Genomic DNA, 25,356 nt, shown 5'->3' with positions numbered 1-25,356 from the left:
TGGTCAGCAGTGCTCATAGCGGTGGGCCGGGTTGTTCGGCGCCACCAGATCGCGGTCACGAAGGATCGTCATTCGCGGGGTGTCGGGCCGCTCGCACACATCGGTGAAACCGCCGCGCAGGTCGTCGGTGTACTCGATGTCGTAGACGTGGTCGCCATATGCATTCGTGAACTCCGCGCACTCGTCGTAGCGGTCGCACTCCTCGGACACGGCGAAGTCGAACCCGATCTCGGTGCGCCCGCGTCCGAGAAGATCGGTGGCGTTCTTCTGGGCCACCGCCATCCCGGCGCGATGTGCCCGGTCGGTGAGCATCCGGGCGAATTCGCCGGCGTCGTCGACACCGAATGCCCCGTGCGACCGCGAATACGAGTCGAGGTTGTCGAACTCGACAGACCGGAACCCCTTTCGGGCGCACAGGTCGATGGTCGCCTGGTGGCGGTCGGCTGCCGACGCTCGGTGGTCCGCTGTCGACAGGTCGATCAGATGCTCGTCGGGCCATCCCGGGTCGACGAGGAGCGAACCGTCGCTGCGGTGGACGAGCAATTCGTCGGGCCACGTGACTCCGGGCTGCGTCTGGAAGCCGTTGATGTAACAGACCGAGTAGACGCCGGGCGCCGGATCAGCGGTGCTGTCGCGCTCGACGACGGTGACGCCGGCAGCCGGCGGGTAGGCCCCGCCGAGTTGGTAGTCGAAGCCACCGGTGGTCGGGGGCAGTGTGACCCCGGCGACCGCACCCGCAGGCGACGACGTGGTCTGTGTGGGGTCGTCGCCAGAGGTCGAGCACGCCGTCAGCGCCAGTACCGCGATCAGGAGGAACGCGGGCGCCCTCACCGACCGCTGTTGTCCCACACCGACATCAACTCGGCGAGGATGTCTGTGGCCATTCCGAGACCGCCGAGGTGGCTGTCGCCGGACATGGTGAACAGTGTCGCGTCGGGCAGCAGATCCACCATGTGCTCGCCGTGGCGGTGCGGGATGATGTGGTCGCGATCGCCGTGCCACCAGCGCACCGGGACGGTGACGTCGCCGACGCGGAAACCCCAATCGCGGGAGAACACAACCACATCCGCGAACGGCGCCTCCATCCGATGCCGACCCCCGTTCAGGAGGTCGTCGAGGAACATCGCCTTGAACTCCGGGCGCGCGAGCAACTGACGATCGGCCTTGGGGGAGAGCAGGCCGTAGATCCCGATGGCCGGGCTCGCGATCGGGCGGGCGACGCGGATGAACGAACTCACCGTCCGGCCGATGGGGGCGCCTGCGACCTGCAGGATGCCCGCCGCGTGACGACCGAGTTCCATGGCTCCGCCGGAGACGGCGTCCGGGCCGACGGTCGGGGCGACGCCTCCCAGGATCCCGGCCACGACGACGCGCTCGGGCATCGCGGCGGCTACGCCGAGGGCATAGGGCCCGCCCCCGGAGAGGCCGATCACCGCCATCTGGTCGACGCCGAGGGTGTCGGCGACGGTGCGCAGGTCGTCGGCGAATCCGAGCACCGACGGGTACCGGTAGGGCGTCGAGGAGCCGACGCCGGGACGGTCGAGTCCGATGATCCGGATGTTCTCCGCATCGGCCCAACGGCGTGCCTCGAGCGGGATCTGGCGACGAGCGCCCGGCGTGCCGTGCAGCCAGAAAACCGCACGTCCGTGGGGTGAACCGAACTCGGCGAAGCCGATCCGGCGACCCTCGCCCACGGCAACGGACCCCTCGATCTTGGGGCGGACCACATCCATCATCCGTTCAGCATGGCACTGCCGCCGACGGTGGTGAGGGGAAACGTCGCGACGCCGGTCGGCGCCACGAGCAAAAGTCTGAGCAAAACGCGCAAAACGAGTCTTACGCGCTCAACCGTGACTGTGATCCACGCGACCCCGAGACTCCAGATGTAGCGAAGATCACTTCGCCCCGAATGCATGCCTCGCAAGGAAGCGGTACCCAACATGCTTGTAGCTCTCGGCCTACTGATGGTGGCCACGTTCATGTTCCTCATCATCACCAAGCGCTCGACACCGGTGGTCGCACTGATGCTGGTGCCCGTCGCGTTCGGTCTGTTCGCCGGCGCCGGGCTGGGTATCAGCGACATGATCACCGACGGCATCAAGGACCTCGCGCCGACCGCGGCGATGCTGTTCTTCGCGATCGTGTTCTTCGGCATCATGATCGACGTCGGACTCTTCGACCCGGTCGTGCGCCTCGTGGTCAAGCTGGTCCGCGACGATCCTGCGAAACTCGTTCTGGGAACCGCGGTCTTGGCGATGATCGTCTCCCTCGACGGTGACGGCTCGACCACCTTCATCATCACGACCTCCGCCCTGCTCCCGCTGTACCTCAAGCTCGGCGTCAGCCCGGTGGTCCTCACCGTCGTCGCCGGCCTGGCCAACGGGACGATGAACATCCTCCCGTGGGGTGGCCCGACCACCCGCGCCGCTGCCGCGCTCGGCGTCTCACCGTCAGACGTGTTCGTCCCGATGATCCCGTCACTCGTGGTCGGTCTGCTCGTTGTCCTGCTGTTCAGCTACCACCTCGGGATCATGGAGCGTCGGCGCATCGGCAAGATCGAGATCCGCGAATCCGTGCTCGCCCGTTCGGGTTCCGGTGGTGACTCCTCGGTCGCCGTGCTCGACGGACCCGGCAACGGTGTCCCGCCCCGCCCGTCGATGGGCACCGGCGACGGACCCGACGACACCGAGGACGCCCCGGCCGACTCCGGTTCTTCGAACTCCGGTTTCGCCGGTGACACCAAGAACTCCGGCTTCGCCGGGGGAGCGCTCGACGAGAACCGCGAGACGCTGCGCCCGAAGCTGTTGTGGGTCAACGCCGGCCTGACCGTCGCACTCCTCGCCGTGCTCGGCATGGACATCATCGCCATCCCGGTGCTGTTCATGATCGCCGCCGGTATCGCGCTGGTCATCAACTTCCCCCGCGTCGCCGAGCAGCAGGCCGCGATCACGCGGCACTCGTCGTCGATCGTCGCCGTGGTCGCCATGGTGCTCGCGGCCGCGGTGCTCACCGGCGTCATGTCCGGGACCGGGATGGTCGAGGACATCGCACAGTGGCTGACCTCGATCCTGCCCGAGTTCCTCGGACCGCACATGGCCATCGTCATCGGCGTCCTGTCGATCCCGTTCACGTTCTTCATGTCCAACGACGCCTTCTACTTCGGTGTGCTGCCGGTGCTCTCGGAGACCGCGGGCAAGTACGGCATCGACCCCTCCGAGGTGGCTCGCGCCTCCATCACCGGGCAGCCGTTCCACATGCAGAGCCCGTTGGTCCCCGCGATCCTGCTGCTGATCGCGCTCGCCGGGGTGTCGTTGGCCGACCATCACAAGAAGGTGCTGTGGCGTGCCGCGGTCGTCTCGTTGACGATGCTGGCCGTCGGGGTCCTCGTCGGTCAGATCCCTTTGTGAGCGCGAGCCCCTTCTGAGGCTCGATCCCCCTCTGATCGCCGGTTCTCCGATCTCCACCAAGGTGGGCACCCGTCATCCGACGGGTGCCTACCCTGGTCTGATGACCCGGGTCGGTGAGGTGTTGCGCGGGCGACCCATGAAGCTGCGCACCCAGGTCCTGGTCCTGCAGATCGTCGTCATCGCGATCAGCCTCGCGGTCGGATTCGGTGTCCTGATCGCCGGTTCCGGTGATCGTCTGCGTGACGAGTACGCCCAGCGCGCGCTTGCGATCGCGCGGTCGGTGGCCAGCGATCAACAGGTGCGCGACGAGGTCGCCCGGTACTCGTCGACCGGTGGCGCGGTGTCGCCGGCCGGCGCCTCGTTGACCGACGGGCCGTTGGAGAACCAGGCACGTGCGGTCGCCGCCCGCACCGGGGCATTGTTCGTCGTGATCGCCAACGACCGCGGTATCCGGTTGGCGCACCCGGAGACCGACGAACTCGGCAAGCCGTTGAGCACCGATCCCACACGGGCGCTCGCCGGCGACGAGGACGTCAACACCGACCGGGGGACACTCGGGGAGTCGGTGCGCGCGAAGGTCCCGATCTTCGCCCGTTCCGGCGCCATCGTCGGACTCGTCAGCGTCGGCATCTCGACGGAGAAGATCGGCGGAGACGTCCGGGACGATCTGTTCACGACCTCGGCAATCGCGTTGGTGGCGTTGGCGATCGGCATCATCGGGTCCATCGCCCTGGCCCGTCGCTGGCGTCGGCTCACGCTGGGGCTCGAGCCCGATCAGCTGACCGAACTCGTCCGTGAGCAGCAGGCGGTGCTGCACTCGATCGGTGATGGCGTCGTCGCGGTCGACGCCGGCGGGGTGGTGCGGGTCATCAACGACCGTGCCCGTGACCTGCTGGCGCTGACCGGCGACGTGGGGCAGCGAATCGAGAGCATCGGTCTGACGCCCCGTGTGCTCGAGGTGGCCCACGACCCGGTCGAGGTCCCGCGTGCCGCGGCCGTCGGTGACCGGATCGTGCTGGTCAGCTCCCGTCGGGTCCGGCAGGACGGTCGCGACCTCGGCATCGTGGTCTCGGTGGTCGACCGCACCGACGTCGAGGGACTCACCCGAGAGGTCGCTTCCATCAAGGCCATCAGTGACGCGTTGCGCGCTCAGCGACACGAGTCGGCGAACCGGATCCACGTGGTCGCCGGCCTGATCCGACAGGGCGACGCCGCCGCGGCACTGGACTACCTCGACGAGGTGACCGGCACCGGTCGCTACGCGATCGAGGTCCCGGGCCTCGACAACGTCGCCGAACCCCACCTGCACGCCTTCCTCGACGCGAAGGCGGCCGGCGCGAGGGAGAGTGGTGTCGTGCTCACACTCGGCCCGCAGACCTGGGTCGACGGCGAGTTGGTGTCGCCGGTCGACGTGATCACGATCGTCGGCAACCTGGTCGACAACGCCATCGACGCCGCACGCACCGGCGGCAGGGAACCACGTGTGGTGGAAGTGGAACTCGTCATGGAGGATGCAGATCTCCTCGTGACCGTCGCCGACAGTGGAGACGGGATCGCCTTCGGCAGTGGAGACGGGATCGCCTTCGGCGAGGGAGACGGGATCACCGTCGCCGACCCTGACGACGTGTTCACCGAGGGCGTGACGACGCACGCCGACTCCGCGGTGCCCGGTGGCCGCGGCATGGGCCTCGCGTTGTCGAGGCAATCGGCACGGGGCCACGGCGGCGATGTGACGATCGGCGACCCCGGCTCGGCCGCTGGCGCCGACAAGGGTGAGACCATCGGGGACGAGAATCCGCTGGGCGGCGCGATCATGATCGCGCGGATCCCCCAGGTGCTTCGTGAGGGGGGTGTCCGATGAGCAGGAGTGAGCTGTCGCTGCTGGTTGTCGACGATGACTTCCGCGTGGCAGCGCTCCACGCCTCGATCGCCGACGCGATGATCGGGTTCCGCACCGAGGCCCGGGTCGGCGGCATCGCCGAGGCGCGCACCGCCCTCGTCGACCATCCCGACATCGATCTGGCGCTCGTCGACGTCCATCTGCCCGACGGCTCCGGAATCGAGCTGATCCGCGAGATGCGTTGCGACGCTTTTGTTGTCACCGCAGAGGAGAGCGCGACGGCCGTCCGCCACGCCTTCACCGCCGGGGCGCTGGCGTACCTCATCAAGCCGTTCGAGAACACCGAACTGGCGCGCAGGCTTGCCGGTTACGCCCAGTACCGACGCATCGTCGACACCACCACTCTCGGTCAGGCACAAGTGGATTCGGCCGTGGCGACCATGCGGGGCGACCGCGTCCCGCAGGCTCGCGGCGACGAGAGCTCGCAGACCGAGAAATCGATCCTCGGGGCCTTCGCCGACCAGGCGCGACCGATGTTCGCCGACGAACTCTCCTCCGTCGTGGGCATCTCCCCACCCACCGCTCGCCGCTACCTGGCATCGCTCGTGGCCGACGGGCAACTGGTGATGAAACTGCGATACGGCAGCACCGGGCGACCGAAACAGGAATACCGACTTCCCGGTGTCGAATCGGCTCCATAGGGGGCCGGGGTAGGGGGTGCGGGGATTGTCCGAGCACCCTCGATAGGGGGCTGGGGGATCAGCCCCATACTTCAAAAACCCTGGTCAAAGCACTACCGGACCCGCGAAACGCCGTGTTCTATCTCACTCATGACAAACAACATCGCACTCGCGAAGCGCATCGGAACCCTCGCCGGATCGGTCGTGGCCGCCGCCGCATTCGCCACCGTCCTCGCCGCAGGACCGGCCTCGGCCGGTCCGCTCGGAACCGCATTGTCGAACGGGTCGCAGCAACTCGGCACCGCCCTGACCAACGGCTCGTCGCAGCTCGGCACGGCCGGTAGCAACGCGCAGTCGCAGTTGGGGACCGCGGGTAGCAACGCGCAGTCGCAGTTGGGGACCGCGGGTAGCAACGCGCAGTCGCAGCTGGGGACCGCGGGTAGCAACGCGCAGTCGCAGCTGGGATCGGCGGGCACGAACGCCCAGGTCCAAACGGGCACCGTGCTCACCAACGCAGCGTCCCAGCTCCTCGGCGGACGCTGACCTCTCACTCCTTCCCATCCCCCCACCGACCGGTGCCCGCGACCCCGCGCGCGGCACCGGTCGGTTCCGTCATGTCAGCGGGTCAGCCCACCGGTCGACCGATCCGATCGAGTGCGGCGAGATCGTCTTCGGACAGCACCAGCCCTGCGCCGATCACGTTCTCGCGCAGATGCGTCGACGACGAGGTGCCCGGGATCAGCAGGACGTTCGGCGACCTCTGGAGCAACCAGGCCAGGGCCACCGACATCGACGTCGACCCCAGTCGATCGGCGACGGCCGAGAGTTCCGAGGACTGCAGCGGGCTGAACCCGCCGAGCGGAAAGAACGGCACGTAGGCGACGCCGGCGGCGGCGAGGTCGTCGATCAGATCGTCGTCCTGCCGATGGGCGAGGTTGTACATGTTCTGGACGCAGACGATGGGGGCGATGGACCGGGCCTCGGCGACCTGCGTAGCCGTCGCATTGCTCACGCCCAGATGACGGATGAGGCCCTGCTGCTGCAGTTCGACCAGCGTCTCGAACGGCTCGAGTAGCGAACCGTCCTGCGGCCCGGTGGCATCACCGAGGCGAAGGTTGACCACGTCGAGGACATCGAGGCCGAGTACCTCCAGGTTGTCCTGCACCGCGCGGCGGACATCCTCCCGCCCGCGCGCCGGTGGCCATCCGCCGTGTTCGTCCCGGCTCGCGCCGACCTTCGTCACGATGTGCAGGGATTCCGGGTAGGGATGCAGCGCTGTCCGGATCAGTTCGTTGGTGATGCGCGGTCCGTACGCGTCTGCGGTGTCGATGTGGGTGATACCCAGATCGACGACCTCGCGCAGGGTGGAGATCGCCGCGTCGGGGTCGGTGGGTGGTCCCATCACCCCGGGGCCGGCGAGTTGCATGGCGCCGTACCCGAACCGGGTGACGGTCACCTCGCCCAACGGCCAGCTTCCGCCGGGGAGGGGTGAGGACGTGCTCATTCGTGTGCCTTTCGTTTCTGGTGGTCTGTCACTTGCGATTCTCGCCGGGTAGCATCCCAACGGGAAGCAGGCACCTGTGAGTGCGTAACTCTCCGGACCAGAAAAGAGGTTTCGATGGCGACATCGACGGCGGCCCAGAAGCGAGCGCAGGCCAAAGTGGACTATGACGCATTCCTGGCCGGATGTCCGAGTCGCCATCTGCTGGAGCGGATCTCCGACAAATGGGTCGTGTTGGTCCTGGCTGGTCTCGGTGGCGGCGGACCCGGGTGCGACGGCGAACCGCGGGCGATGCGCTACTCCGAACTGGCGCGCCTGATCGCCGGCGTCAGCCAGAAGATGCTGACGCAGACATTGCGCTCGCTGGAACGTGACGGTCTGGTCACCCGAACGGTGACGCCGACCGTGCCCGTGACGGTGTCCTACGAGCTCACCGAGTTGGGTCTGTCGTTGAACCAGGTCATCGGCGGTGTCAAGCAATGGGCTCAAGCCAACATGGATGAGGTGTTCGCCCGCCGTGCGACGTTCGACGCGGACTAGGAGGTGACGGTCAGGCGGTGGGCAGCAGATCGGCTGAGACAGCCGCGATCTCACCGAGGCGCGGTGGAGTTGTACCCAGCCTGCTGAGCTGGATCAGGCCCTGCGACACCATCACGACGTGCGCACTCAGGGCCGAGATCTCGGCTTCGGGGAGACTGTCGAACTCGGGCCCGCGGAGTCGATGCGCCACGGCGGTCTCCATGCGTCGGGTGGCGGTGCTGATGATGCCGGTCACGGTCGGCACTCGATCGCCCATGTGCGCCAGCGTGTTCAACATCAGGCACCCGCGGCGGTCGGAATGCGACCCGCAGTCGGCGATCACCGCGTCGAAGTAGACGCGAACCGCGTGCTGCGCGGAACCGTAGGTGGCGTCGAGCGTCGTCTCCACGAACGCCGCGCGCCGATCGCAGTAGCGGTCGAGAACCGCGACGAACAGGCCCATCTTGTTGGTGTAGGCGGCGTAGATGCTGCCGTTGCCGACACCGGTCGCCGCGGAGACGTCCTCGACCGACGTGCCGTCGAAGCCGCGCGACCAGAACAGGTCCTCGGCGGCGTCGAGCAGCGCGTCCTCGTCGAAGCGGCGTGGGCGTCCCATGGCAACAAACTAGCAATGTGTGGCGCGAACAGGATTGTGGAGGCACAATTCCATAACTATGACGCTGCTCGATCTCCCAGCCGACCCCGCGACTCGTCGGCGCATCGGCATCCTGGTCTTCGACGGCGTCAAGTTGCTGGATTTCGCGGGCCCCGCAGAGGTGTTCATCGAGGCCAACCAGACCGTCGACAATTACGACGTGGTGTTGGTGTCGCCGGACGGCAGTGACGTCATGACGTCGATCGGCGCCCGGATGTCGGTGTCGGCCGCGGCGGCCGACGCCGGGTGGTGCGACACCGTTATCATCCCGGGCAGCGAGATGTCGCCGAGCCGCTTCGTCACCCCAGAGGTGTTGGCGGCCACGGCGAGCCTCGCCAAGGGCACCCGACGACTCGCGTCGGTGTGCAGTGGCGCGTTCGTGCTCGCGGCGTTGGGTGTCCTCGACGGTCGGCGGGCGACCACGCACTGGAAGTTCACCGACAACCTGGCCCGGCTGTACCCGGCCGTGGACGTCGAGCCCGACTCGATCTTCGTCCGTGACGGCAACGTCTACAGCTCGGCCGGCGTGGCCGCGGGGATGGATCTCGCGCTGGCGCTGGTGGAGGAGGACCACGGCCCCCATGTCGCACGACGCGTTGCCCAGTCGCTGTTGGTCTACATGCAGCGGGCCGGCGGTCAGTCGCAGTTCTCCGCGTCGTTGACCGGTCCGGTGCCGCGCAGCGACCTCGTCCGTGAGCTCACCGATCTCATCTGCGCCGATCCGACCGAGTCGCACACGGTCCGGTCGTTGGCGGCGCACGCCGGTGTCAGCGCGCGCCATCTCACGCGACTGTTCCGCGCCGAACTCGAGAGTTCCCCGGCGGAGTACGTGGCGCAGGTCCGGTTCGCGCTCGCCCGCGACAAGCTCGACGCGGGACTGTCGGTCACCGAGACCGCGACCGCCGCCGGCTACGGAAGCAGCGAGGCCTTGCGTCGGGCGTTTGTCGCGCGCCTCGGCATCTCGCCGAGCAAGTATCAGCGACGCTTCCGGTCCACGGTGCCGAGCGATGTCGCGTCCGGCGGCGAAGCGTTGGTGACCCGTATCGAGGACCGTTCGCAAAGTCGGCCCACCACGGGCGATTTCGGCGCCGAACACCTGGCCGACCCCGCATAGGCTGTTGAACCGCGGCTGCGGGCATCACTTGCCGGGCTGGACGTCGATCCCTCGTGAACCCGCGGCCCTCGCGGCGTTGTCGGGCAGGTCGATGCGGCACTGTCATCGGCGTTCGCAGACCTCGCCCCGCTGTTGTCGCCCTTGTATAAACTCCTCGTGTGCGGCTGAAACAACCGGCTGCCGCGTCCCGGTCGCCCTGTGCGGAGACATCGAGACGCGCACCCCGTTCAGCGCGCGGCACCGGAGCATGTCGCGCCCGTGGAGGCAGAACTTGAGCGACAACAACGACGTCACGACCCGGTTCAGCGCTTTGGCCGACAAGGCTCGCGAACTCTTCGAACAGTTGCCGGCCGACGAGACCGAACTGCTCGCGTCGGTGACGACTGCAGCCGTGGAACAGATCCCCGGCGCCGACTGGGCGGGGATCACCCTGGTGACGAAGCGGGGGATCACCACCGTGGCGCCGACCGACGAGGTGTCGGCTCGCATCGACCAGCTGCAGGAGGCGGTCGGCGGACCCGGTGTTCGGGCGGCGACCGCATGGAACGACCACATCGTTCGCGTCGACGACTACCGCAGCGAGGCCCGTTGGCCGGAGTACATCTCCGCAGCGTTGGCCGAGACGCCGGTCCGGTCGACCGTGGCGTTCCAGCTCTACCGCAGCGACGCCACGATGGGCGCCCTCAGCGTGCACAGCAGCCAACCCGACGCCTTCACACAGGAGGCTGAGGAGGTGGGCCTGGCGGTCGCGACGCACGGAGCGCTGGCGCTCTACGCCGCGCGACGGGAGGAACAGTTCGCGAGCGCACTGGCCAGCCGCGACATCATTGGGCAGGCCAAGGGAATGATCATGGAGCGCTTCGACATCGACGCGCTGCAGGCGTGGGAACTGATGCGCAGACTCTCCCAGGACAGCAACGTCGCGGTCTTCCAACTCGCTCAGCAACTCATCGATGCCGACCACCCGATGCCGGCGATGCGTTCGGAGTCCTGACGCTGGTGCCCCCAGTAGGGCTCGAACCTACGACCTGCGGATTAAAAGTCCGTAGCTCTACCAACTGAGCTATAGGGGCATGAGCTCACGGATCGACCGCGGCATCGCAGAGAAGTTTACAGACGCCGGTGTCGTCAACCGACACGGCTCGACGGCCGCGTCGCGTTTCCAGTGTCAGCGGGTCTGGCAGCGCGCGGCCTGCGCCTGGCGGATCTGGGCGTCGGTGAGAGCCGGGGTCGCCAGCGGCTGTCGGTGTCCGTCGGCCCGGATGCTGTCGAGCATGAGTTCGAGGTAGCGACGCCACGTGCCCGGCGCCGTCGACTGCGTGACGTCGGCGATCGCCGAGAGCATGGTGAAGAACGCGAAGAAGTCGGTGCGTTCGATCTCCGGTCGGAGTATGCCCTCGTCGACGCCGCGTCGGTGCACCTGTTCGATGAGCGAGGTCATCGCGAGCTTGGCGGTCTCGATGGCCGGTGCGGTGTGGTCGATGCGCATCATCACCGACGCCAGTCCACGGTCGCCGGCCATCGACTCACCCACGTACGTGAACAGCGTGACCACGCCGTTCCACGTGTCCGGCGACTCGAGGGCGATGGTCAGACGAGACGCCACCTCATGCAGATGCTCGACGAACACGCCCTCGATCAGCTGGTCGCGGTTGTCGAAACGGCGGTAGACGGTGCCGACCCCGACCCCTGCGTGGGCGGCCACGTCGTCGAGCGTCACCTCGAGTCCGCGGTCGGCGAACAGCTCGCGAGCTGCGGCGATGATGCGCAGGCGGTTCCGTTCGGCGTCTGCGCGCAGAGGCCGGATCGCGGCCTTTCCGGCAGTCGTATCGGTAGTGGTCATCCTCACACCCTATCAACTGGAGCTCAAACCTCCACTTAGTGCTACCGTGATCTTCGTAACCGGAGGTCGTTCCTCCGCTAGATTTCAGAACACGGAGACTCTCATGACCACATTGAGCAAAGAGCTCGACCCGCAGGGCGTCGGAGAAAGCGCGGGGGACCGGCACCACCGCCTCCGCTGGGTGATCCTCGGCGTCCTCGCACTCGCACAGCTGATGGTCGTGCTCGACGCGACCATCGTGAACATCGCGCTGCCGCACGCACAGGCGTCGCTCGGCTTCGACAACGCCGACCGCCAGTGGATCGTCACCGCCTACGCACTCGCCTTCGGCAGCCTGCTGCTTCTCGGCGGTCGCCTCTCCGACATCTTCGGTCGGCGCATGACGCTGATGGTCGGCCTCGTCGGCTTCGCCGTCATGTCCGCCGTCGGTGGCGCAGCGGTGAACTTCGAGATGCTGGTGTTCGCTCGCGCCGGCCAGGGTGTCTTCGGCGCGTTGCTCGCACCGGCCGCCCTGTCGCTGCTGACCACCACGTTCGTCGACCCCAAGGAGCGCGGTAAGGCGTTCGGCATCTTCGGCGCCATCGCCGGCGGTGGCGGTGCCATCGGCCTGCTGCTCGGCGGAATGCTCACCGAGTGGGCCGACTGGCGCTGGTGCCTCTACGTGAACCTGGCGATCGCCGCGATCGCCCTCGTCGGCGCGCTGCTGTTCATCGGCAAGCAGAAGGCCGCCGTCCGGCCCCGCCTGGACATGCCCGGCGTCGTGACCGTCTCGGCCGCGCTCTTCTCGATCGTCTACGGCTTCTCCAACGCCGAGACCAACGGCTGGGCCGACTGGGCCACCATCACCTGGCTGGTCGCCGGTGCCGTGCTCCTCGCGACATTCGTCTACCTGCAGTCACGCACCGCACACGCCCTGCTGCCGCTGCGCATCGTCCTCGACCGCACCCGCGGCGGTTCGTACCTGGTGGTGTTCATCGCCGGCATCGGGATGTTCGGCATCTTCCTGTTCCTCACCTACTACTTGCAGCAGAACCTCGGCTTCAGCCCCATCAGCACCGGACTCGCGTTCCTGCCGATGATCGGTGCCCTGGTGCTCACCGCGACCCTGTCGACGTCGGTGCTGTTGCCCCGCTTCGGTCCCCGCTGGCTGATGACGGTCGGCATGCTCGTCGCCGCCGCCGGAATGCTTTACCTGACGCAGCTCACCGAGACCAGCACCTACGCGGCGCACATCCTGCCCGGCCTGATCGTGATGGGCCTCGGTATCGGTTCGTCGATGGCTCCGGCCATGCAGGGCGCCATCTCCGGTGTCTCCGCGGAGGACGCCGGTGTCGCCTCGGCCACGGTCAACACGATGCAGCAGGTCGGCGGATCCGTCGGTACCGCGTTGCTCAGCACGATCGCCTCGAGTGCCGTTGCGTCGTACCTGACCGACCATGCGTCGCAGCTGGCGTCGAACCCGCAGTACACCGGCCAGCTGGCCGCCGTGCACAGCTACACCACGGCGTTCGGATGGGCCGCAGGCATCTTCGCCGCCGGCGGCGTCATCGCGGCGCTGCTGGTTCGCAGTGGCAAGCTGCCGGCCACGCCGGAGGACGCGGTCGTCGTCCACGCCTGATCACAGGGGGTTCCGGGGTCGCCGAACCAGGCGGCCCCGGGCCCGTGTGGGCGCTGATTTGAGAAATAAACGGGGGATGTCCTAAGCTCATCTAGCTCCCCACGGAGATACTGGCCCCCTTCGTTTAGCGGCCTAGGACGCCGCCCTTTCAAGGCGGTAGCGCGGGTTCGAATCCCGTAGGGGGTACGCTGACCCGGCGTTCGAGGTGACAACTCGAGATACGCCGGAGCACGTGTTGTACAAGCAAGGCCCTGTGGCGCAGTTGGTTAGCGCGCCGCCCTGTCACGGCGGAGGTCGCGGGTTCGAGTCCCGTCAGGGTCGCTTTGATCTTTCTTCGGAGAGATCGCAAGCGGCAACGCAGTCCGATTTCGGTCGGTATGTTTGCCGTACGGCCAGGTAGCTCAGTCGGTACGAGCGTCCGCCTGAAAAGCGGAAGGTCGTCGGTTCGATCCCGACTCTGGCCACGCACTATTACTGCAGTTCAGCGGTTCACGCCCGCCTGCTCGCTCCTCCCCGAAAACGCCTGAACGCGCAATTCAACACCTCACCCCACGTTGCGGGCGACGTAGCAATTGGACCAGGATCTTTCGGTTCTGCTTGAACGACTCCCGGCGCCCGTTTGCGCTCACCGTCACATCGTAGGTTCCGGCCGGAAGGCCCAGTTCGTGCAAAGTCGGCTCTATACCGACCTCCGCCAGACCTGAACCCACCACCCCTCTTCGGGTTCTCCACCCGGGTTCATGCCGCCAATGGTAAGGATGTCGATCGCGGAGTACTGGGCACACACACGTCCGTAGAGATCCGTGGGTCGATGAACATCATCGGTCGTCGGCATACGTCGTGTTTACCAGGATCCATCTCTAGGTTCGCCATGTCGATCCATTGCAACTATAGTTGCAACACTCTAACTTTAGTTGGAAAGAGGGGTTGATGATGCAGCTGAACAAGCCGCTCGCCACGGTGACACCGACGCTGGACGGCGACGTGCTGACAGTCTTGGCAAGCGCGGACGTCATGTTCACGATCAGCCAGATTCAGCGAATTCTGACCACGGCGTCGGGCGAAGGTATCCGCAAGGTCCTCGCGCGTCTCGCCGTGCAGGGGGTGGTGTTGCACGACCGGGTGGGTAGGACCAACACCTACCGACTCAACACCGAGCATCTCGCGGCCGAGTCGATCGTGGCGCTCTCGCGTCTGAACTCCACGTTCCTCAACCGCCTCGAACAGCACCTGGGCGAGTGGGGCGCCACGCTGCGTTACGCCGCGGTGTTCGGGTCGGCCGCGACCGGTCGCATGAAGCTCGACAGCGACATCGACCTGTTGCTGGTACGCGGTGCTGATCTCGGGGACGTTGAGTGGGATTGGAGGGTAACCGAACTCGCCCGCCGGGTTACCGCGTGGACCGGCAACGACTGCCGCATTGTCGATTACACCGACAACGAGTTTCGCGCCGCGGCGGTTGCTGGTGAGCCGCTGTTTCGGGATGTTTCAGCGCAGGGTCTGACCGTTGCGGGAACACGGGCCTGGTTGACCACGCAGCTGCGTCTGGCGGCGAGTAGGCCCTGATGGCGGGACAACGCAACTGCGACTCCGCGGTCACTTCCGGCCGCATGTCCAAGGCGAACGAGTTCACCTGAACACGCTTCTGCACCTAAAGAACAAGGCTGCCTACACGCATCAGGACGTCACCTCCGCGTAGTTGAAGAGGATGAACCGCGCGGCGGAGCACCTGTTCGCGGCGGCCAAGCAGGCAGTGGCCGCTCGGGGGTAGTCCGCCAACACACGATTCGGCGCCGCAACTGCGTTCAAGCACCGTCGCAGGAGTGCGCACTCAAGTGCGTTGCCGCTGAATCGGTCTGACTTGCTGCTTCCAGTGGCAACTGATGTTGTGTCTATCAAAGAAGTGGAGGGTCGCCGGGTCGATCCCGACTCTGGCCACACGCTATTTCTGCGTGTCCCCTCCGCAGCCACGATCTAGTCTCGTGTGATGTCGACCGGCTCTTCACGTTCGCGAGTGCGCCACCCCCTCTCTGCCGAGCGCCTTTCGCACTCATGATGAGCGACGCGGGGGACGGTGTGGACATCCCGGAGCATCTGTTGGGGTTGTTACAAGGCTTCGAACTCGCGCTCGAGACAGCAGGTGAGAATTTCTGGGCCCGGCGGATCGGGGAGATCCGGGCGGCCATCGCCGTAGGAGACCCCTACGCTGTGCAGCGTCTCTTCACTTCTTTCGGTGGGAGTGGCAGTTTGAATGATCTGCAGCTCGAGGGCGATGTACGCCGGATGAGTTCAGAGATCTACCTCATTGCCAAAGAGACCTGGCATCAGATCCGCCACGCCAACTGACGCCGATCGCCGTGTCAGCGCGCTCCGCGGAGCGCAACGGAGAGGGGCCAGGGCTTCAGCTCATGTCCCGAGAAGGCGTCGGCCGGCGCGTTCGGCGAATCCATCGAGAGCATCGAGCACCTCCGGCGCCCGCCAGGCGCGATTTCGCGCGCGGTCGGTGAACTCGACGATGACACCGGCCGTCACGAGTGGGTCGACGTATCTGCGGGCGTTGCCGGTCGTGATGCCGAGTTCGCGCCGCAGGGTCACCGCGTTGAACACCGGTTGTCTGATGAGCAGATCTGCGACTCGGTGGACGGCGGAGTCGCTGCGCGCCGTGATCTGGGAATCCCATCGGGCGCGTATCTCGCGGAGGTCGCTGACCAGGTGTCGGCCGTTGATGACCGCGAGAATTGCTGCGAAGGAGAATTTTTCGACAATAGGGGCAGGGTCCCCCTCTCGGTACGATCCGAGCGCCTCGAAGTAGGCGTCGGTGTTGGTCAACAGACCCGCCGAGACCGGAACGGTGATCTGGCGGGTGAGCCGCTTGTTGCGCAGCATCGCCTGCACCAAGGCGCGACCGGTGCGGCCGTTGCCATCGGTGAAGGGGTGAATTGTCTCGAATTGTGCGTGGGCGACAGCGACTTGGGGCAGCGTCGGGATGTCCTCCCGCCGCGCGAAGGCCAGAAGGTCGGTGATGGCGGGCGCAACCCGTTCGTGGTGGGGTGCGATGAAGTCGGCGCCGCGGGGACCAAAGGCTCCGCCTCCGATCCACACCTGCTCGGTGCGCCACCGGCCGGCCATGTCGGGATCGCTGGTCCTCATCAACGCCGAGTGCATGGCCAGGATCGCGTCATCATCGATCTGATCTGCCAGTGCAACAGCTGCTTTCATCGCATCGGTGTTTCCGACGATCAGGGCCGCGTTTCGACGCCCGGTGGTACCGAGTGCTTCGGCCTCAGCGATGGCGCGGGCGGATGCAGTGAGGTTCTCGATCGTGGAGCTGGCCGCGGATTCCGATCGGAGCAGAACCGAGGCAAAGGGTGCGATCTCGGTCCCCAGCTCGGCGTCGAACCTTGCGACTTCGCGACTGGCCTCGTCGGCATCGGCCAGGACGTGCGCCGGCAGATCGATCTCGAGGTCGGCGATGACCGCCGGTATCGCGGCCCGGTAGTCGCCGCCTTGGCGTCGCGCGGCGCGCAGATCCGCCAGGCCGTAACCCGCGTCGGCCGGGATCGGCCACTGCAGCGTTTCGTAGGCGACCGCGGTCCCGTCAGGTGATGCCACAAGCCGACGATAGCATCACTTAGAGACTAAGTGATGCTATCGCCTCTGTCTTCGCATCACGTCGCCCTCTACGTTCGTCAGGCGGATCAGACCTGGATGAGTCGGACGCGCGGGAGGATGTAGTTGAGCTGGGGAATGAGACCTGTCTGCGACGGTGTGGGGCCGTAGACGACCAGGACCACCGGCCCGGCACCCGTGGGTAGCACGGCGACGCGGTCAGGGTAGTTCAGCGGGTTGGGCGACGGCACCGACTGGGGCAGGCCCGTGACGCCGGTTGCGCCGGTGCGGAGATTGACCCACGCCGCGGTCAGTTGTGACCTCTCGATGATCCCGCGCTGGATGACGGTGATCGTCTTGCGGGTGTGGTCGATACGCGCATCGACCCGCTGGCCTGGGTTGCCCGCCGTCGGGTTGGCGAGATTGATTTCTTCGGCGGAGGCGGCGACCGGCGTCGCCGTGGCGGCTGCGGCTGCGATCGGGGCAGGCACGCCCGCGGAGATCAGACTGTGGACAGGGTCGACAGCGGGCGCGGCCTGCGCGATCCCGGCACCCAGAACGGAGGTGCCGATCGCGACGGCAGCGGTGGCCAACATCAGGGAAAAGGATTTCATCTCAGGTCTCCTCAGAGCGGCAGTCAGATGTGCGACCCACGGAGCCGACCTCGGTCCCTGGTACGCACTAGTTCCGTCGGTTAGCAACGTTAATCCGTTACATCTCTGACCGAGTCCTTGTGAATATCGTGGTGGACGGTCCGGGGCGCGAAAGCCCAGACCGCAGCGTGGAACGTCGGGGTCAGCCGATCAGATTGGCTGACGCCCAGCGCATGTGCGATTCGATTGCGGTCGAAGCTTCATTCGCGTCGCCCGTCTCGATGGCGTCGACTATGGCGCTGTGCTTGCCGACGTCCATGTTTCCCACCGCTCGGTCGAGTCCGGCGAACATGATCGACATCCGGATCGACCCTTCGAGCGACGACCACGAGTGCACGAGCGTCTCGTTGCCGGTCAATCGGCTGAGGTGACGGTGGAAATCGAGGTCCGCCTCGATCCGCGCCTCAAGATCGTCGCCGGCGGCGTCCATCACCTCCAGAGCCCGACGGAGGGTGTCGACCAGCTCGGCCCGGTCGGGGTTCTCCGCCAGTTCGCGGACCGCGAGCGCTTCGAGAGCCGCGCGGACGGCGAAGATGTCGCGGATCTCCTTGGAGTCGAGGTGGCGTACGGAAAGCCGTCCCCGTGCGCCGGCGGAGACCAACCCCTCCTGTTGGAGCTGGCGCAGCGCCTCGCGCAGGGTTCCGCGGCTGATCTGCAGCAGTTCCGACAACTCCGTCTCGACCAGTGGGCTGCTCGGTGGCAGATCGCCGCTGGTGATCGCAGCCCGTAGAGCCGTGACGGCCTGTTCGCGCAGGTTTGTCTTCGCGAGTCCCAACAGCGCGGTCGATTGCGGTGCGATGACGACCTCCTGAGACTGCGACGGTATGACTGTCGACAAACAATTGTCGACTGTCAGCTTACGGTCTCGGAGGTCGGTCAACGACTCCACCGCGGTCGCGTCAGCCGAGTTCGGCGCGCACGGTGGCGCAGATGCGATCGGTGCTGAGCCCGTACCGCTCGTGCAGGGTCGGCAGCGCGCCCGCGTCGAGGAACTGGTCGGGTAGGCCGATCGGGACGACACGTTTGCCCAGGCCGACCCGAGTCGCTGCGGCAGCAACAGATTCGAACAGCCCGCCGATCACGGTGTGGTTCTCGAGCGTGACGACGAGACGGTCGGTGTTCATCTCGGCCAGCACGGTCTGTGAGTCGAACGGTTTGATCGTCGGCGAGTGCAGGACCGCGACGTCGATGTTGTCGGCTGCGAGACGCTCGGCAGCCTGTAGCGCTCGCATCGTCATCAGTCCGCTGCTGATGAAGAGCACATCGGCGCCGCCGTGCAGGATCTTGGCTTTGCCGAGCTCAAAGGTGTAGTCGTATTCGTCGAGAACGGTCGCGACCTTGCCGCGCAACACACGCAGGTAGGTCGGTCCCTCCGAGGCGGCGAGTTGCGGCACCGCCTGACTGATGTCGACCGAGTCGCAGGGGTCGACGATGGTGAGGTTCGGCATCCCCCGGAAGATCGCGATGTCCTCGGTCGCCTGGTGGCTCGGTCCGTACCCGGTGGTCAGCCCCGGCAACCCGCCGACGATGTTGACGTTGAGTTCTGGCTCGGCGATGTCGAGGCAGAGGAAGTCGTACGCTCGCCGCGCTGCGAACACCGAGTAGGTGGACGCGAAGGGGATCAGGCCGGTTTCGGCCATCCCGGCGGCCGCCCCGAAGAGCAGCTGCTCGGCCATGCCCATCTGGAAGAAGCGGTCGGGGAACGCCGCGGCGAAGATGTGCATGTCGGTGTACTTCGCGAGATCGGCACTGAGGCCGACTATCTTGTCGTTCTGCGCAGCCGCCTCGACCAGTGCGTGACCGAACGGGGCCGTGGCGGTCTTCTGGCCGGGGTCGACGAACGAGGCGATCATCGCCGAGGTCTTGAGCTTTGGAGCTGTGGTGGTGGTCATGTCAGAGGTCCTTCGAGGTGTGGCCGGCGGTGAGTTGGTCGCGACAGATCTGCCACTCGTGTTCTTCGATGCGCATGAAGTGCGCCTTCTCTCGGTTCTCCAGCAGTGGAACACCTTTGCCCACCTTGGTGTCACACAGGATCACCGAGGGTCGATCGCCGGACAGGTCAGCGGCTCGGTCGAACGCGGCCAACAGAGCGGCGACGTCGTTGCCGTCGATCCGCTCGACGTACCAACCGCACGCCGCCCACTTCTCGTGCACCGGTTCAGTGGACAAGATGGTGGAGGTGGCGCCGTCGGCCTGCAACGCATTGATGTCGACGACCGCGGTGAGGTTGCCGAGACGATGGTGGTGGGCACCCATGGCCGCCTCCCACGTCGAGCCCTCGTCGAGTTCCCCGTCGGACAGGAAGTTGATGACCTTGCTCGCCGATTTCTGATGCCGCAGACCAAGGGCGATCCCCACCGCGACGGTCAGGCCGTGCCCCAACGATCCGCCCGAGATCTCCATGCCCGGTGTGTAACTCGCCATCCCCGACATCGGCAACCGGGAGTCGTCGGAGCCGTAGGTCGCCAACTCGGCGCGATCGACGATGCCGGCTTCGCCCAGTGCGGCGTAGAGGCCGATGGCGTAATGGCCGGTGGAGAGCAGGAAGCGATCCCGTTCTTTCCAGTCGGGCTCGGAGGGCCGGAAGCGAAGCCGGTCGGCGTAGACGGTGGCGAAGATGTCGGCGGCGCCGAGAGCCTGACCGACGTAGCCCTGTCCCTGTTCTTCGCCCATGTCGAGCGAGTTGTGTCGGCTTCGGTAGGCGAACTCCTCGACCGCAGCGACCCGGGCAAAGAACTTTGTCGCCGGTGAATTCTCGTGGGTTGTCATGATGCTCATCGGTGTTCCTGACTCAGTGGGTGACGGGTCGGGGCGCGGAGGTGCCCGACGCCTTGGGGGTGGCGAACGTGGCATCGTCCATGCGCGCGGGGCGGGAGTCGAGTTCGTCGGCCGCGTCCAGCTCGGACAGTGCGCGATCGGCAAGTCGGCGCTCGGTCGGTCCCCACGTCTCTGCGGTCGAGATCGCGGCGACCAGTCCGATGAGGGCGTAGGTGGTGAACAGCAGCGCCGGACCCCACCAGCCCATCCAGAGGAACAGCAGCGTGGTGATGAACGGTGTGAAGCCGGAGACCATCGCCGAGATCTGGTAGGCCAGTGAGGCTCCGGAGGCTCGGCGCGCCGCGTCGAACAGCTCGGGGAACCAGGCGCCCTGGGTGCCGGCGAGGGCGTTCTGGCAGACGGCGTACGAGATGACGAACGTGGCGATCACGAGGAGGAAGAAGCCTGTGTTGACGAGCAGGAACATCGGGATGCCGAACACGACGGCGAAGGCGCACACGGCGAGGTAGAGCGTGCGGCGTCCGATGTGGTCGGTGAGTGCGCCCCAGGCCATGGTGGCCACGATGCCGATACCCGACGCGATGCACAGGGCCGTCAGTGTCTCCGATTTGCTCGCGAGGTTCTCGGTGTGAAGGTACGAGATCATGTACGTGATCGACACTGCGTAGCCCGCGGTCTCCGCGATTCGAAGGCCGATCCCGCGCAGGATGTTGCGCCAGTCGTGCTTGATCGCCTCGGTGACAGGTGATTTCGCGATGTCCCCGTCGTTCTTGACGTCTTCGAAGACCGGTGACTCGGGAACCTTGGATCGGATGATGAGGCCGACGATGACGAGCACGATGCTGGCGAGGAACGGCACACGCCAGGCCCAGTCGCCGGGCAGGTGCACGCTGACCAAGAAGACCAGGTTGGCCAGCAGTAGGCCCACGGGGAAGCCGGCCTGGACGATGCCGGTGAACTGCCCCTTCTTCTTCCATGGGGCGTGTTCGTAGCTGATCATGATCGCCCCACCCCACTCGGCGCCGAAGGCGATGCCCTGGATGATCCGGACGGTGACGAGGAGGATCGGCGCGATGACACCGATCTGCGCGTAGGTCGGTAGCAATCCGATGACGAAGGTCGCCAGCCCCATCGTGATCAGCGACGCGACCAAGACGGGTTTCCGACCCACCCGGTCGCCGAGGTGGCCGCCGATGATGCCGCCGATCGGTCGTGCGGCGAAGCCGACCCCGAGGGTGGCGAACGCCAGCAGCGTGCCGGCCACCGAGCTGCTTCCCGGGAAGAAAGCGGTCCCGAAGTAGAGCGCGGCAGCGGTGCCGAACCCGATGAAGTCGTAGGTCTCGATAACCGCCCCCACCGATGAACCGATGGCGACGCGTTTCGCGTCTTTTGTCCCTCGGACGGGACCTCGCATCTTGAGAGCGTCAACGCTCATGGCAACTCCTCCGGCAACTCACTATGAATCGGGGCTCTGTTGACTGTCAACAGTGAGTCCTACTGTGACCTGCGCCTCACCAAAAAGTCAACAGGTAACAGATAACAGTTGACTGTTGACAGTGACCCGGAACACTCCTAGCGTGGGGTCGACCAGCGAGATCTGCACAGGAGAGAACGATGAACTCAACGACACGCACGGCGGTCATCACCGGAGCCACCTCGAAGAAGGGGATCGGCCGCGCCACCGCCGAGCGCTACGCCGAAGACGGCTGGGGCGTGATCGTGCTCGACCTCGACGGCGAGACGTCGGCAAAGGTGGCGGCCGAGATCGGCGGTACCTACAACGTGCCCGCGTTTGGACACGCCGTCGACGTCTCCGACGAGGTATCCGTGTTGGCTGCCTACGAGGCCTGTCGCCACGAGGTGGAAACCGAAGCGTTGCCGCCGATCGGCGCGGTGGCCAACATCGCCGGAATCACCTCGCCGGTACCGTTTCTCGAGACCACCCTCGAGCTGTGGAACAAGGTGTTCGCCGTCAACGCGACCGGAACCTACCTCGTCACGAAGGCGTTTCTGCCGGACATGATCGCCCAGGGCTGGGGTCGGATCGTCACCATGTCATCGGTCTCCGCCCAACGCGGCGGCGGCGTCTTCGGCAAGGTGCCTTATTCGTCGGCGAAGGCAGCGGTTCTGGGCTTCACGAAAGCCCTTGCTCGCGAACTGGAGGACACCGGCGTCACCATCAACGCCGTCACCCCCGGTGCCGTGGACACCAACATTCGCGTGGGCAGCACCGATGAGCAGGAGAAGGCCATTGCGGCAGGTATCCCGCTCGGCCGCACCGCTACGACCCGTGAGATCGCATCGGTCATCACGTTCCTGTCATCTGACGACGCGGCGTATCTGACCGGCACGACCATCGACATCAACGGCGGCAGCCACATGCACTAATCAAGCCATTCATGCCACCGCTACGGTGAGGTGCTCCGATCGGAGAATGGCCGCTGTGACGAGCGCGGTCTCATCACTTCGGCTGACCGTTCTGAGTCAGGCGCCCCAACCGGTAGCGGAGTTTGGGCTCGCGATCCCGGTCCGACGCCATGCCGGCCGTCCGCTCGATGTGGTCCTCGCCGAACCTGGCGAGCAGGAGATCGTCGACCAATCGGACGTGCGTGGGCGCGAATTTGTAGTCCATCGCCGCAATGACTGCGTCGACATCGGCGGCGGCGAGGAACTCGTCGAGATCGTCGCGCACCGTGACGCCGTTCGCGGCCAACAGCGTGATCAGCCATTCGTAGGCGTTCGCGCGTCCAGGGTTGACGTCCGGCAGTGCGGCGGTCAGCACCTCCTGCAGCGTGCCGATCTCGATCTCCTCGGTGGCGCGGGCATGCGCCAGGTCGTTCTTGTGCAGCGCGTCGACCTCGGCGAACTGGGCATCGGCCAGTTCGATGAGGCCGGCGGCGAGCGTGAAGGCTCGGTCGATCGGCGCCGACGGCGATGTGCGCGAACCCTTGTAGCGAATGCCGTGCTCGATCTCGGCCCACGCGTGCTGGAGCACCGTGCAGATCTGCACCTCGAAATGGAACTCGTCGTCGGCGCGCAGGATCAGGTGCGTGCCGGCGTAACCGAACGTGCCGGCGCTCTGCGTGACCGAGGTCTTGTCGACCCGTTGACGCACCTCGAACGCCGACATCAGAGCCTCCTCGACGCGAGCGATGTCCGACGTCAGGTAGGTGATCACCCGGACGCCCACCAGGTCGGTCACCTCGTGCAGCGGATCCGTGAAGATGGAGATCCCGAACTCGTCGAGTCGCGCGAACTTGCCTGCCGCGGAATCAGGCTCCTTGGTGCGTGACTGAACGGCGTGAACCGCGATGTAGGACTCCGTGAGCCGCGTCGTCACGGACCGTTCCATCGCCCCGGTGAGTTTTTGGAACCGGCTGAAATCACGAAGGTATCTCTCGATTGCCGAGGTCACCGTCGCTCCTTTCTGGGCTGGACCCGGTGAGGTTCTGGACAACACCTTAGAACGAGGGGCGCATCATCTGCGCGACACCACCGACTCGACGATCGCGCTCCGCGGAGCGCGATCGAAGAACTCAGGGAGCAGAGCGCCTGTTGCGGTGTTCATGCCGGCCGGCTGTCTCTGATCCGCGGTGACGGGGGAGAGCGACACCGGCTCTCGAAAGTCAACGCACACAGCATGTATTCGAATCGAGCGATGTGACGCCAGAGAACGTTCTATGGTGCCTAGAGGGACAGTCGCTCGGAGGCGGCTCAGTTCGAGCCAGGTCACAGAGGGGCTCCTGAAAGCTCGCGCTGATCGCGCGGTGCGTTATGTCGCTACACATTTCGCGGGGGACCGAGCCGATGGCTCAACGGTCTCTGGCTAACGGACAAAGGAGTCCGACATGGCAGAAAACAGAGCAGTCAGCTACGCAGGAGCCGGCAAGGTCGAGGTTCACGACATCGCCTACCCCAAACTCGAGCTCGCCGACGGGCCGGGCGTGAACCCGGCCAACGTGGGGCGAAAGTGCGAACACGGCGTGATCCTCAAGGTCGTCTCGACGAACATCTGCGGCAGCGACCAGCACATGGTCCGGGGCCGCACCACCGCACCGGAAGGACTGATACTCGGCCACGAGATCACCGGTGAGATCGTGGAAGTCGGACGCGACGTCGAGTTCCTGAAGGTCGGCGACCTCTGCTCGGTCCCGTTCAACATCGCCTGCGGTCGCTGCCGTAACTGCAAAGAACGCAAGACCGGTATCTGCCTGAACGTGAACCCGGACCGGCCGGGGTCGGCGTTCGGTTACGTCGACATGGGCGGCTGGGTCGGTGGCCAGGCGGAATACGTCATGGCGCCCTACGCCGATTTCAACCTTCTCAAGTTTCCCGACCGAGATCAGGCCATGGAGAAGATCCTCGACCTGACGATGCTGTCGGACATCTTCCCGACCGGTTTCCACGGAGCGATCACTGCAGGCGCCAAGCCCGGTTCGACGGTCTACATCGCCGGCGCGGGTCCGGTGGGTCTCGCAGCAGCGGTGGGTGCGCAACTGTTGGGCGCGGCCGTCGTGATCGTCGGTGACATGAACGAGGACAGACTCGCCCAGGCGCGGTCCTTCGGGTGTGAGACGGTCGACGTCAGCAAGGGGTCACCACAGGACCAGATCGAGCAGATCCTCGGAATCCCCGAAGTCGATGCGGCCGTCGATGCCGTGGGTTTCGAGGCAAAGGGGCACGGAGCCGATTCGGGCCAGGAGGCGCCTGCCACAGTGTTGAACTCGCTGATGGATGTCACGAGCGCCGGTGGCGGGATCGGTATTCCCGGGCTCTACGTGACCGGTGACCCCGGGGGTGTCGACGACGCCGCGCAGCGTGGCGCGCTCTCACTCAGTCTCGGTACCGGGTGGGCCAAGTCGCTGTCGTTCGCCACGGGACAGTGTCCGGTGATGTCGTACCACCGCGAGTTGATGAATGCGATCCTGGCCGACCGTGTCTCGATCGCCAAGGCGGTCAACGCCACGATCATCACCCTCGACGACGCACCGCGGGGCTATCAGGAGTTCGACAGCGGTGTGGCCCGGAAGTTCGTCATCGACCCACACGGCATGCTCGCTGCGTGAGGTCCACCTCGCCGAGCTGGACATTCTCAGCGGGCGGCTGAGCAGCTGAGCGCGATCGTGCGCCGACTGGCTT

Annotated in this window: 24 protein-coding genes and 4 tRNA genes; 15 read left to right on the top strand and 13 right to left on the bottom strand. The window is 66.1% G+C overall.

What is annotated here, in order from left to right:
* Positions 1–3: 3 nt before the first annotated feature.
* Together IEV93_RS18280 and IEV93_RS18275 are read right to left on the bottom strand one after the other, a co-directional pair.
* Complete coding sequence (locus tag IEV93_RS18280) at positions 4–831, bottom strand: endo alpha-1,4 polygalactosaminidase (RefSeq protein WP_229705294.1); 828 nt, start codon at positions 829–831, stop codon at positions 4–6.
* Positions 828–1,736: an alpha/beta fold hydrolase gene (locus tag IEV93_RS18275; protein WP_188491468.1), complete on the bottom strand. Its 909-nt coding sequence runs from the start codon at positions 1,734–1,736 to the stop codon at positions 828–830. Before IEV93_RS18275 ends, IEV93_RS18280 begins: the two co-directional genes overlap by 4 nt.
* Positions 1,737–1,940: 204 nt before the next feature.
* Here IEV93_RS18275 and IEV93_RS18270 point away from each other — a divergent pair, with 204 nt between their 5' ends.
* The 4 genes from IEV93_RS18270 (at position 1,941) to IEV93_RS18255 (ending at position 6,470) form a co-directional block, all read left to right on the top strand.
* Positions 1,941–3,407, top strand: coding sequence for a CitMHS family transporter (locus tag IEV93_RS18270; RefSeq protein ID WP_188491466.1), 1,467 nt, complete (start codon positions 1,941–1,943; stop codon positions 3,405–3,407).
* 136 nt (positions 3,408–3,543) lie between these two features.
* Positions 3,544–5,268, top strand: coding sequence for a sensor histidine kinase (locus tag IEV93_RS18265; RefSeq protein ID WP_188491775.1), 1,725 nt, complete (start codon positions 3,544–3,546; stop codon positions 5,266–5,268).
* A complete protein-coding gene (locus tag IEV93_RS18260) occupies positions 5,265–5,948 on the top strand; it encodes a response regulator (protein ID WP_188491464.1) in 684 nt (227 codons plus the stop codon). The genes IEV93_RS18265 and IEV93_RS18260 overlap by 4 nt, the downstream gene beginning before the upstream one ends.
* Before the next feature lie 129 nt (positions 5,949–6,077).
* Positions 6,078–6,470 carry a hypothetical protein gene (locus IEV93_RS18255; protein WP_188491462.1) on the top strand — a complete coding sequence of 131 codons (393 nt, stop codon included), beginning with the start codon at positions 6,078–6,080 and terminating at the stop codon, positions 6,468–6,470.
* An 82-nt stretch (positions 6,471–6,552) separates the two neighbouring features.
* Here IEV93_RS18255 and IEV93_RS18250 read toward each other — a convergent pair whose 3' ends face one another.
* Complete coding sequence (locus tag IEV93_RS18250; RefSeq protein ID WP_188491460.1) at positions 6,553–7,431, bottom strand: oxidoreductase; 879 nt, start codon at positions 7,429–7,431, stop codon at positions 6,553–6,555.
* Between the two features lie 114 nt (positions 7,432–7,545).
* Here IEV93_RS18250 and IEV93_RS18245 point away from each other — a divergent pair, with 114 nt between their 5' ends.
* Positions 7,546–7,968 carry a winged helix-turn-helix transcriptional regulator gene (locus IEV93_RS18245; RefSeq protein ID WP_188491458.1) on the top strand — a complete coding sequence of 141 codons (423 nt, stop codon included), beginning with the start codon at positions 7,546–7,548 and terminating at the stop codon, positions 7,966–7,968.
* A gap of 10 nt (positions 7,969–7,978) precedes the next feature.
* Here IEV93_RS18245 and IEV93_RS18240 read toward each other — a convergent pair whose 3' ends face one another.
* Positions 7,979–8,563, bottom strand: a complete 585-nt coding sequence (locus IEV93_RS18240; protein WP_188491456.1) for a TetR/AcrR family transcriptional regulator — start codon at positions 8,561–8,563, stop codon at positions 7,979–7,981.
* Between the two features lie 58 nt (positions 8,564–8,621).
* Here IEV93_RS18240 and IEV93_RS18235 point away from each other — a divergent pair, with 58 nt between their 5' ends.
* Both IEV93_RS18235 and IEV93_RS18230 read left to right on the top strand, forming a co-directional pair.
* A complete protein-coding gene (locus IEV93_RS18235) occupies positions 8,622–9,716 on the top strand; it encodes a GlxA family transcriptional regulator (protein ID WP_188491454.1) in 1,095 nt (364 codons plus the stop codon).
* A gap of 271 nt (positions 9,717–9,987) precedes the next feature.
* Positions 9,988–10,710 (top strand): GAF and ANTAR domain-containing protein, encoded by a 723-nt coding sequence (locus IEV93_RS18230; protein ID WP_188491452.1) that lies wholly within the window; start codon positions 9,988–9,990, stop codon positions 10,708–10,710.
* 3 nt (positions 10,711–10,713) lie between these two features.
* Here IEV93_RS18230 and IEV93_RS18225 read toward each other — a convergent pair.
* Both IEV93_RS18225 and IEV93_RS18220 read right to left on the bottom strand, forming a co-directional pair.
* A tRNA-Lys gene (locus IEV93_RS18225) sits at positions 10,714–10,789 on the bottom strand.
* Between the two features lie 95 nt (positions 10,790–10,884).
* The gene (locus tag IEV93_RS18220; RefSeq protein WP_188491449.1) at positions 10,885–11,559 is read right to left on the bottom strand and encodes a TetR/AcrR family transcriptional regulator; all 675 of its coding nucleotides are present in this window, start codon (positions 11,557–11,559) and stop codon (positions 10,885–10,887) included.
* A 103-nt stretch (positions 11,560–11,662) separates the two neighbouring features.
* Here IEV93_RS18220 and IEV93_RS18215 point away from each other — a divergent pair, with 103 nt between their 5' ends.
* From IEV93_RS18215 to IEV93_RS18190, 6 genes are all read left to right on the top strand, one after another.
* Positions 11,663–13,177 carry a DHA2 family efflux MFS transporter permease subunit gene (locus IEV93_RS18215; RefSeq protein ID WP_188491447.1) on the top strand — a complete coding sequence of 505 codons (1,515 nt, stop codon included), beginning with the start codon at positions 11,663–11,665 and terminating at the stop codon, positions 13,175–13,177.
* 113 nt (positions 13,178–13,290) lie between these two features.
* Positions 13,291–13,363: transfer RNA gene (locus IEV93_RS18210), tRNA-Glu, on the top strand.
* Positions 13,364–13,424: 61 nt separating this feature from the next.
* Positions 13,425–13,498 (top strand) — tRNA-Asp (locus IEV93_RS18205).
* Positions 13,499–13,567: 69 nt separating this feature from the next.
* A tRNA-Phe gene (locus IEV93_RS18200) sits at positions 13,568–13,641 on the top strand.
* 469 nt (positions 13,642–14,110) lie between these two features.
* Complete coding sequence (locus tag IEV93_RS18195; RefSeq protein WP_188491773.1) at positions 14,111–14,743, top strand: nucleotidyltransferase domain-containing protein; 633 nt, start codon at positions 14,111–14,113, stop codon at positions 14,741–14,743.
* A 489-nt stretch (positions 14,744–15,232) separates the two neighbouring features.
* Complete coding sequence (locus IEV93_RS18190) at positions 15,233–15,523, top strand: DUF6966 domain-containing protein (protein ID WP_229705292.1); 291 nt, start codon at positions 15,233–15,235, stop codon at positions 15,521–15,523.
* Between the two features lie 60 nt (positions 15,524–15,583).
* On the opposite strand, the gene IEV93_RS18185 is transcribed toward IEV93_RS18190, so the two are convergent.
* From IEV93_RS18185 to IEV93_RS18160, 6 genes are all read right to left on the bottom strand, one after another.
* Complete coding sequence (locus IEV93_RS18185) at positions 15,584–16,789, bottom strand: Fic family protein (protein WP_229705290.1); 1,206 nt, start codon at positions 16,787–16,789, stop codon at positions 15,584–15,586.
* Positions 16,790–16,875: 86 nt separating this feature from the next.
* Positions 16,876–17,400 carry a hypothetical protein gene (locus tag IEV93_RS18180; RefSeq protein ID WP_188491443.1) on the bottom strand — a complete coding sequence of 175 codons (525 nt, stop codon included), beginning with the start codon at positions 17,398–17,400 and terminating at the stop codon, positions 16,876–16,878.
* Between the two features lie 181 nt (positions 17,401–17,581).
* Complete coding sequence (locus IEV93_RS18175) at positions 17,582–18,238, bottom strand: GntR family transcriptional regulator (protein ID WP_188491769.1); 657 nt, start codon at positions 18,236–18,238, stop codon at positions 17,582–17,584.
* 100 nt (positions 18,239–18,338) lie between these two features.
* Positions 18,339–19,331, bottom strand: a complete 993-nt coding sequence (locus tag IEV93_RS18170; RefSeq protein WP_188491441.1) for a transketolase family protein — start codon at positions 19,329–19,331, stop codon at positions 18,339–18,341.
* Position 19,332: 1 nt separating this feature from the next.
* Entirely contained in the window at positions 19,333–20,217 is an 885-nt protein-coding gene (locus IEV93_RS18165; RefSeq protein WP_371873859.1) for a transketolase, read from the bottom strand.
* Positions 20,218–20,230: 13 nt separating this feature from the next.
* Entirely contained in the window at positions 20,231–21,652 is a 1,422-nt protein-coding gene (locus IEV93_RS18160) for an MFS transporter (protein WP_188491439.1), read from the bottom strand.
* 179 nt (positions 21,653–21,831) lie between these two features.
* Here IEV93_RS18160 and IEV93_RS18155 point away from each other — a divergent pair, with 179 nt between their 5' ends.
* Positions 21,832–22,605, top strand: a complete 774-nt coding sequence (locus IEV93_RS18155; protein WP_188491437.1) for an SDR family NAD(P)-dependent oxidoreductase — start codon at positions 21,832–21,834, stop codon at positions 22,603–22,605.
* Positions 22,606–22,678: 73 nt separating this feature from the next.
* On the opposite strand, the gene IEV93_RS18150 is transcribed toward IEV93_RS18155, so the two are convergent.
* A complete protein-coding gene (locus IEV93_RS18150; RefSeq protein ID WP_188491436.1) occupies positions 22,679–23,632 on the bottom strand; it encodes a GTP pyrophosphokinase in 954 nt (317 codons plus the stop codon).
* A 433-nt stretch (positions 23,633–24,065) separates the two neighbouring features.
* Here IEV93_RS18150 and fdhA point away from each other — a divergent pair, with 433 nt between their 5' ends.
* Positions 24,066–25,283, top strand: coding sequence for a formaldehyde dehydrogenase, glutathione-independent (fdhA, locus tag IEV93_RS18145; RefSeq protein WP_188491434.1), 1,218 nt, complete (start codon positions 24,066–24,068; stop codon positions 25,281–25,283).
* Positions 25,284–25,356 lie beyond the last annotated feature (73 nt).

Source organism: Williamsia phyllosphaerae (assembly GCF_014635305.1).
GTDB lineage: Bacteria > Actinomycetota > Actinomycetes > Mycobacteriales > Mycobacteriaceae > Williamsia_A > Williamsia_A phyllosphaerae.
The sequence above is the reverse complement of the archived record's forward strand: the minus strand, read 5'-3'. Positions and strand labels throughout refer to the sequence as shown.

Bases quoted from the DNA above. Each gene is read 5' to 3' on its own strand.
- IEV93_RS18160 (WP_188491439.1), bottom strand. From the start codon at position 21,652: ATGAGCGTTGACGCTCTCAAGATGCGAGGTCCCGTCCGAGGGACAAAA.
- IEV93_RS18235 (WP_188491454.1), top strand. From the start codon at position 8,622: ATGACGCTGCTCGATCTCCCAGCCGACCCCGCGACTCGTCGGCGCATC.
- IEV93_RS18245 (WP_188491458.1), top strand. From the start codon at position 7,546: ATGGCGACATCGACGGCGGCCCAGAAGCGAGCGCAGGCCAAAGTGGAC.
- IEV93_RS18155 (WP_188491437.1), top strand. From the start codon at position 21,832: ATGAACTCAACGACACGCACGGCGGTCATCACCGGAGCCACCTCGAAG.
- IEV93_RS18275 (WP_188491468.1), bottom strand. From the start codon at position 1,736: ATGATGGATGTGGTCCGCCCCAAGATCGAGGGGTCCGTTGCCGTGGGC.
- fdhA (WP_188491434.1), top strand. From the start codon at position 24,066: ATGGCAGAAAACAGAGCAGTCAGCTACGCAGGAGCCGGCAAGGTCGAG.
- IEV93_RS18220 (WP_188491449.1), bottom strand. From the start codon at position 11,559: ATGACCACTACCGATACGACTGCCGGAAAGGCCGCGATCCGGCCTCTG.
- IEV93_RS18180 (WP_188491443.1), bottom strand. From the start codon at position 17,400: ATGAAATCCTTTTCCCTGATGTTGGCCACCGCTGCCGTCGCGATCGGC.
- IEV93_RS18250 (WP_188491460.1), bottom strand. From the start codon at position 7,431: ATGAGCACGTCCTCACCCCTCCCCGGCGGAAGCTGGCCGTTGGGCGAG.
- IEV93_RS18215 (WP_188491447.1), top strand. From the start codon at position 11,663: ATGACCACATTGAGCAAAGAGCTCGACCCGCAGGGCGTCGGAGAAAGC.
- IEV93_RS18165 (WP_371873859.1), bottom strand. From the start codon at position 20,217: ATGAGCATCATGACAACCCACGAGAATTCACCGGCGACAAAGTTCTTT.
- IEV93_RS18270 (WP_188491466.1), top strand. From the start codon at position 1,941: ATGCTTGTAGCTCTCGGCCTACTGATGGTGGCCACGTTCATGTTCCTC.
- IEV93_RS18240 (WP_188491456.1), bottom strand. From the start codon at position 8,563: ATGGGACGCCCACGCCGCTTCGACGAGGACGCGCTGCTCGACGCCGCC.
- IEV93_RS18255 (WP_188491462.1), top strand. From the start codon at position 6,078: ATGACAAACAACATCGCACTCGCGAAGCGCATCGGAACCCTCGCCGGA.
- IEV93_RS18195 (WP_188491773.1), top strand. From the start codon at position 14,111: ATGCAGCTGAACAAGCCGCTCGCCACGGTGACACCGACGCTGGACGGC.
- IEV93_RS18260 (WP_188491464.1), top strand. From the start codon at position 5,265: ATGAGCAGGAGTGAGCTGTCGCTGCTGGTTGTCGACGATGACTTCCGC.
- IEV93_RS18170 (WP_188491441.1), bottom strand. From the start codon at position 19,331: ATGACCACCACCACAGCTCCAAAGCTCAAGACCTCGGCGATGATCGCC.
- IEV93_RS18265 (WP_188491775.1), top strand. From the start codon at position 3,544: ATGAAGCTGCGCACCCAGGTCCTGGTCCTGCAGATCGTCGTCATCGCG.
- IEV93_RS18190 (WP_229705292.1), top strand. From the start codon at position 15,233: ATGAGCGACGCGGGGGACGGTGTGGACATCCCGGAGCATCTGTTGGGG.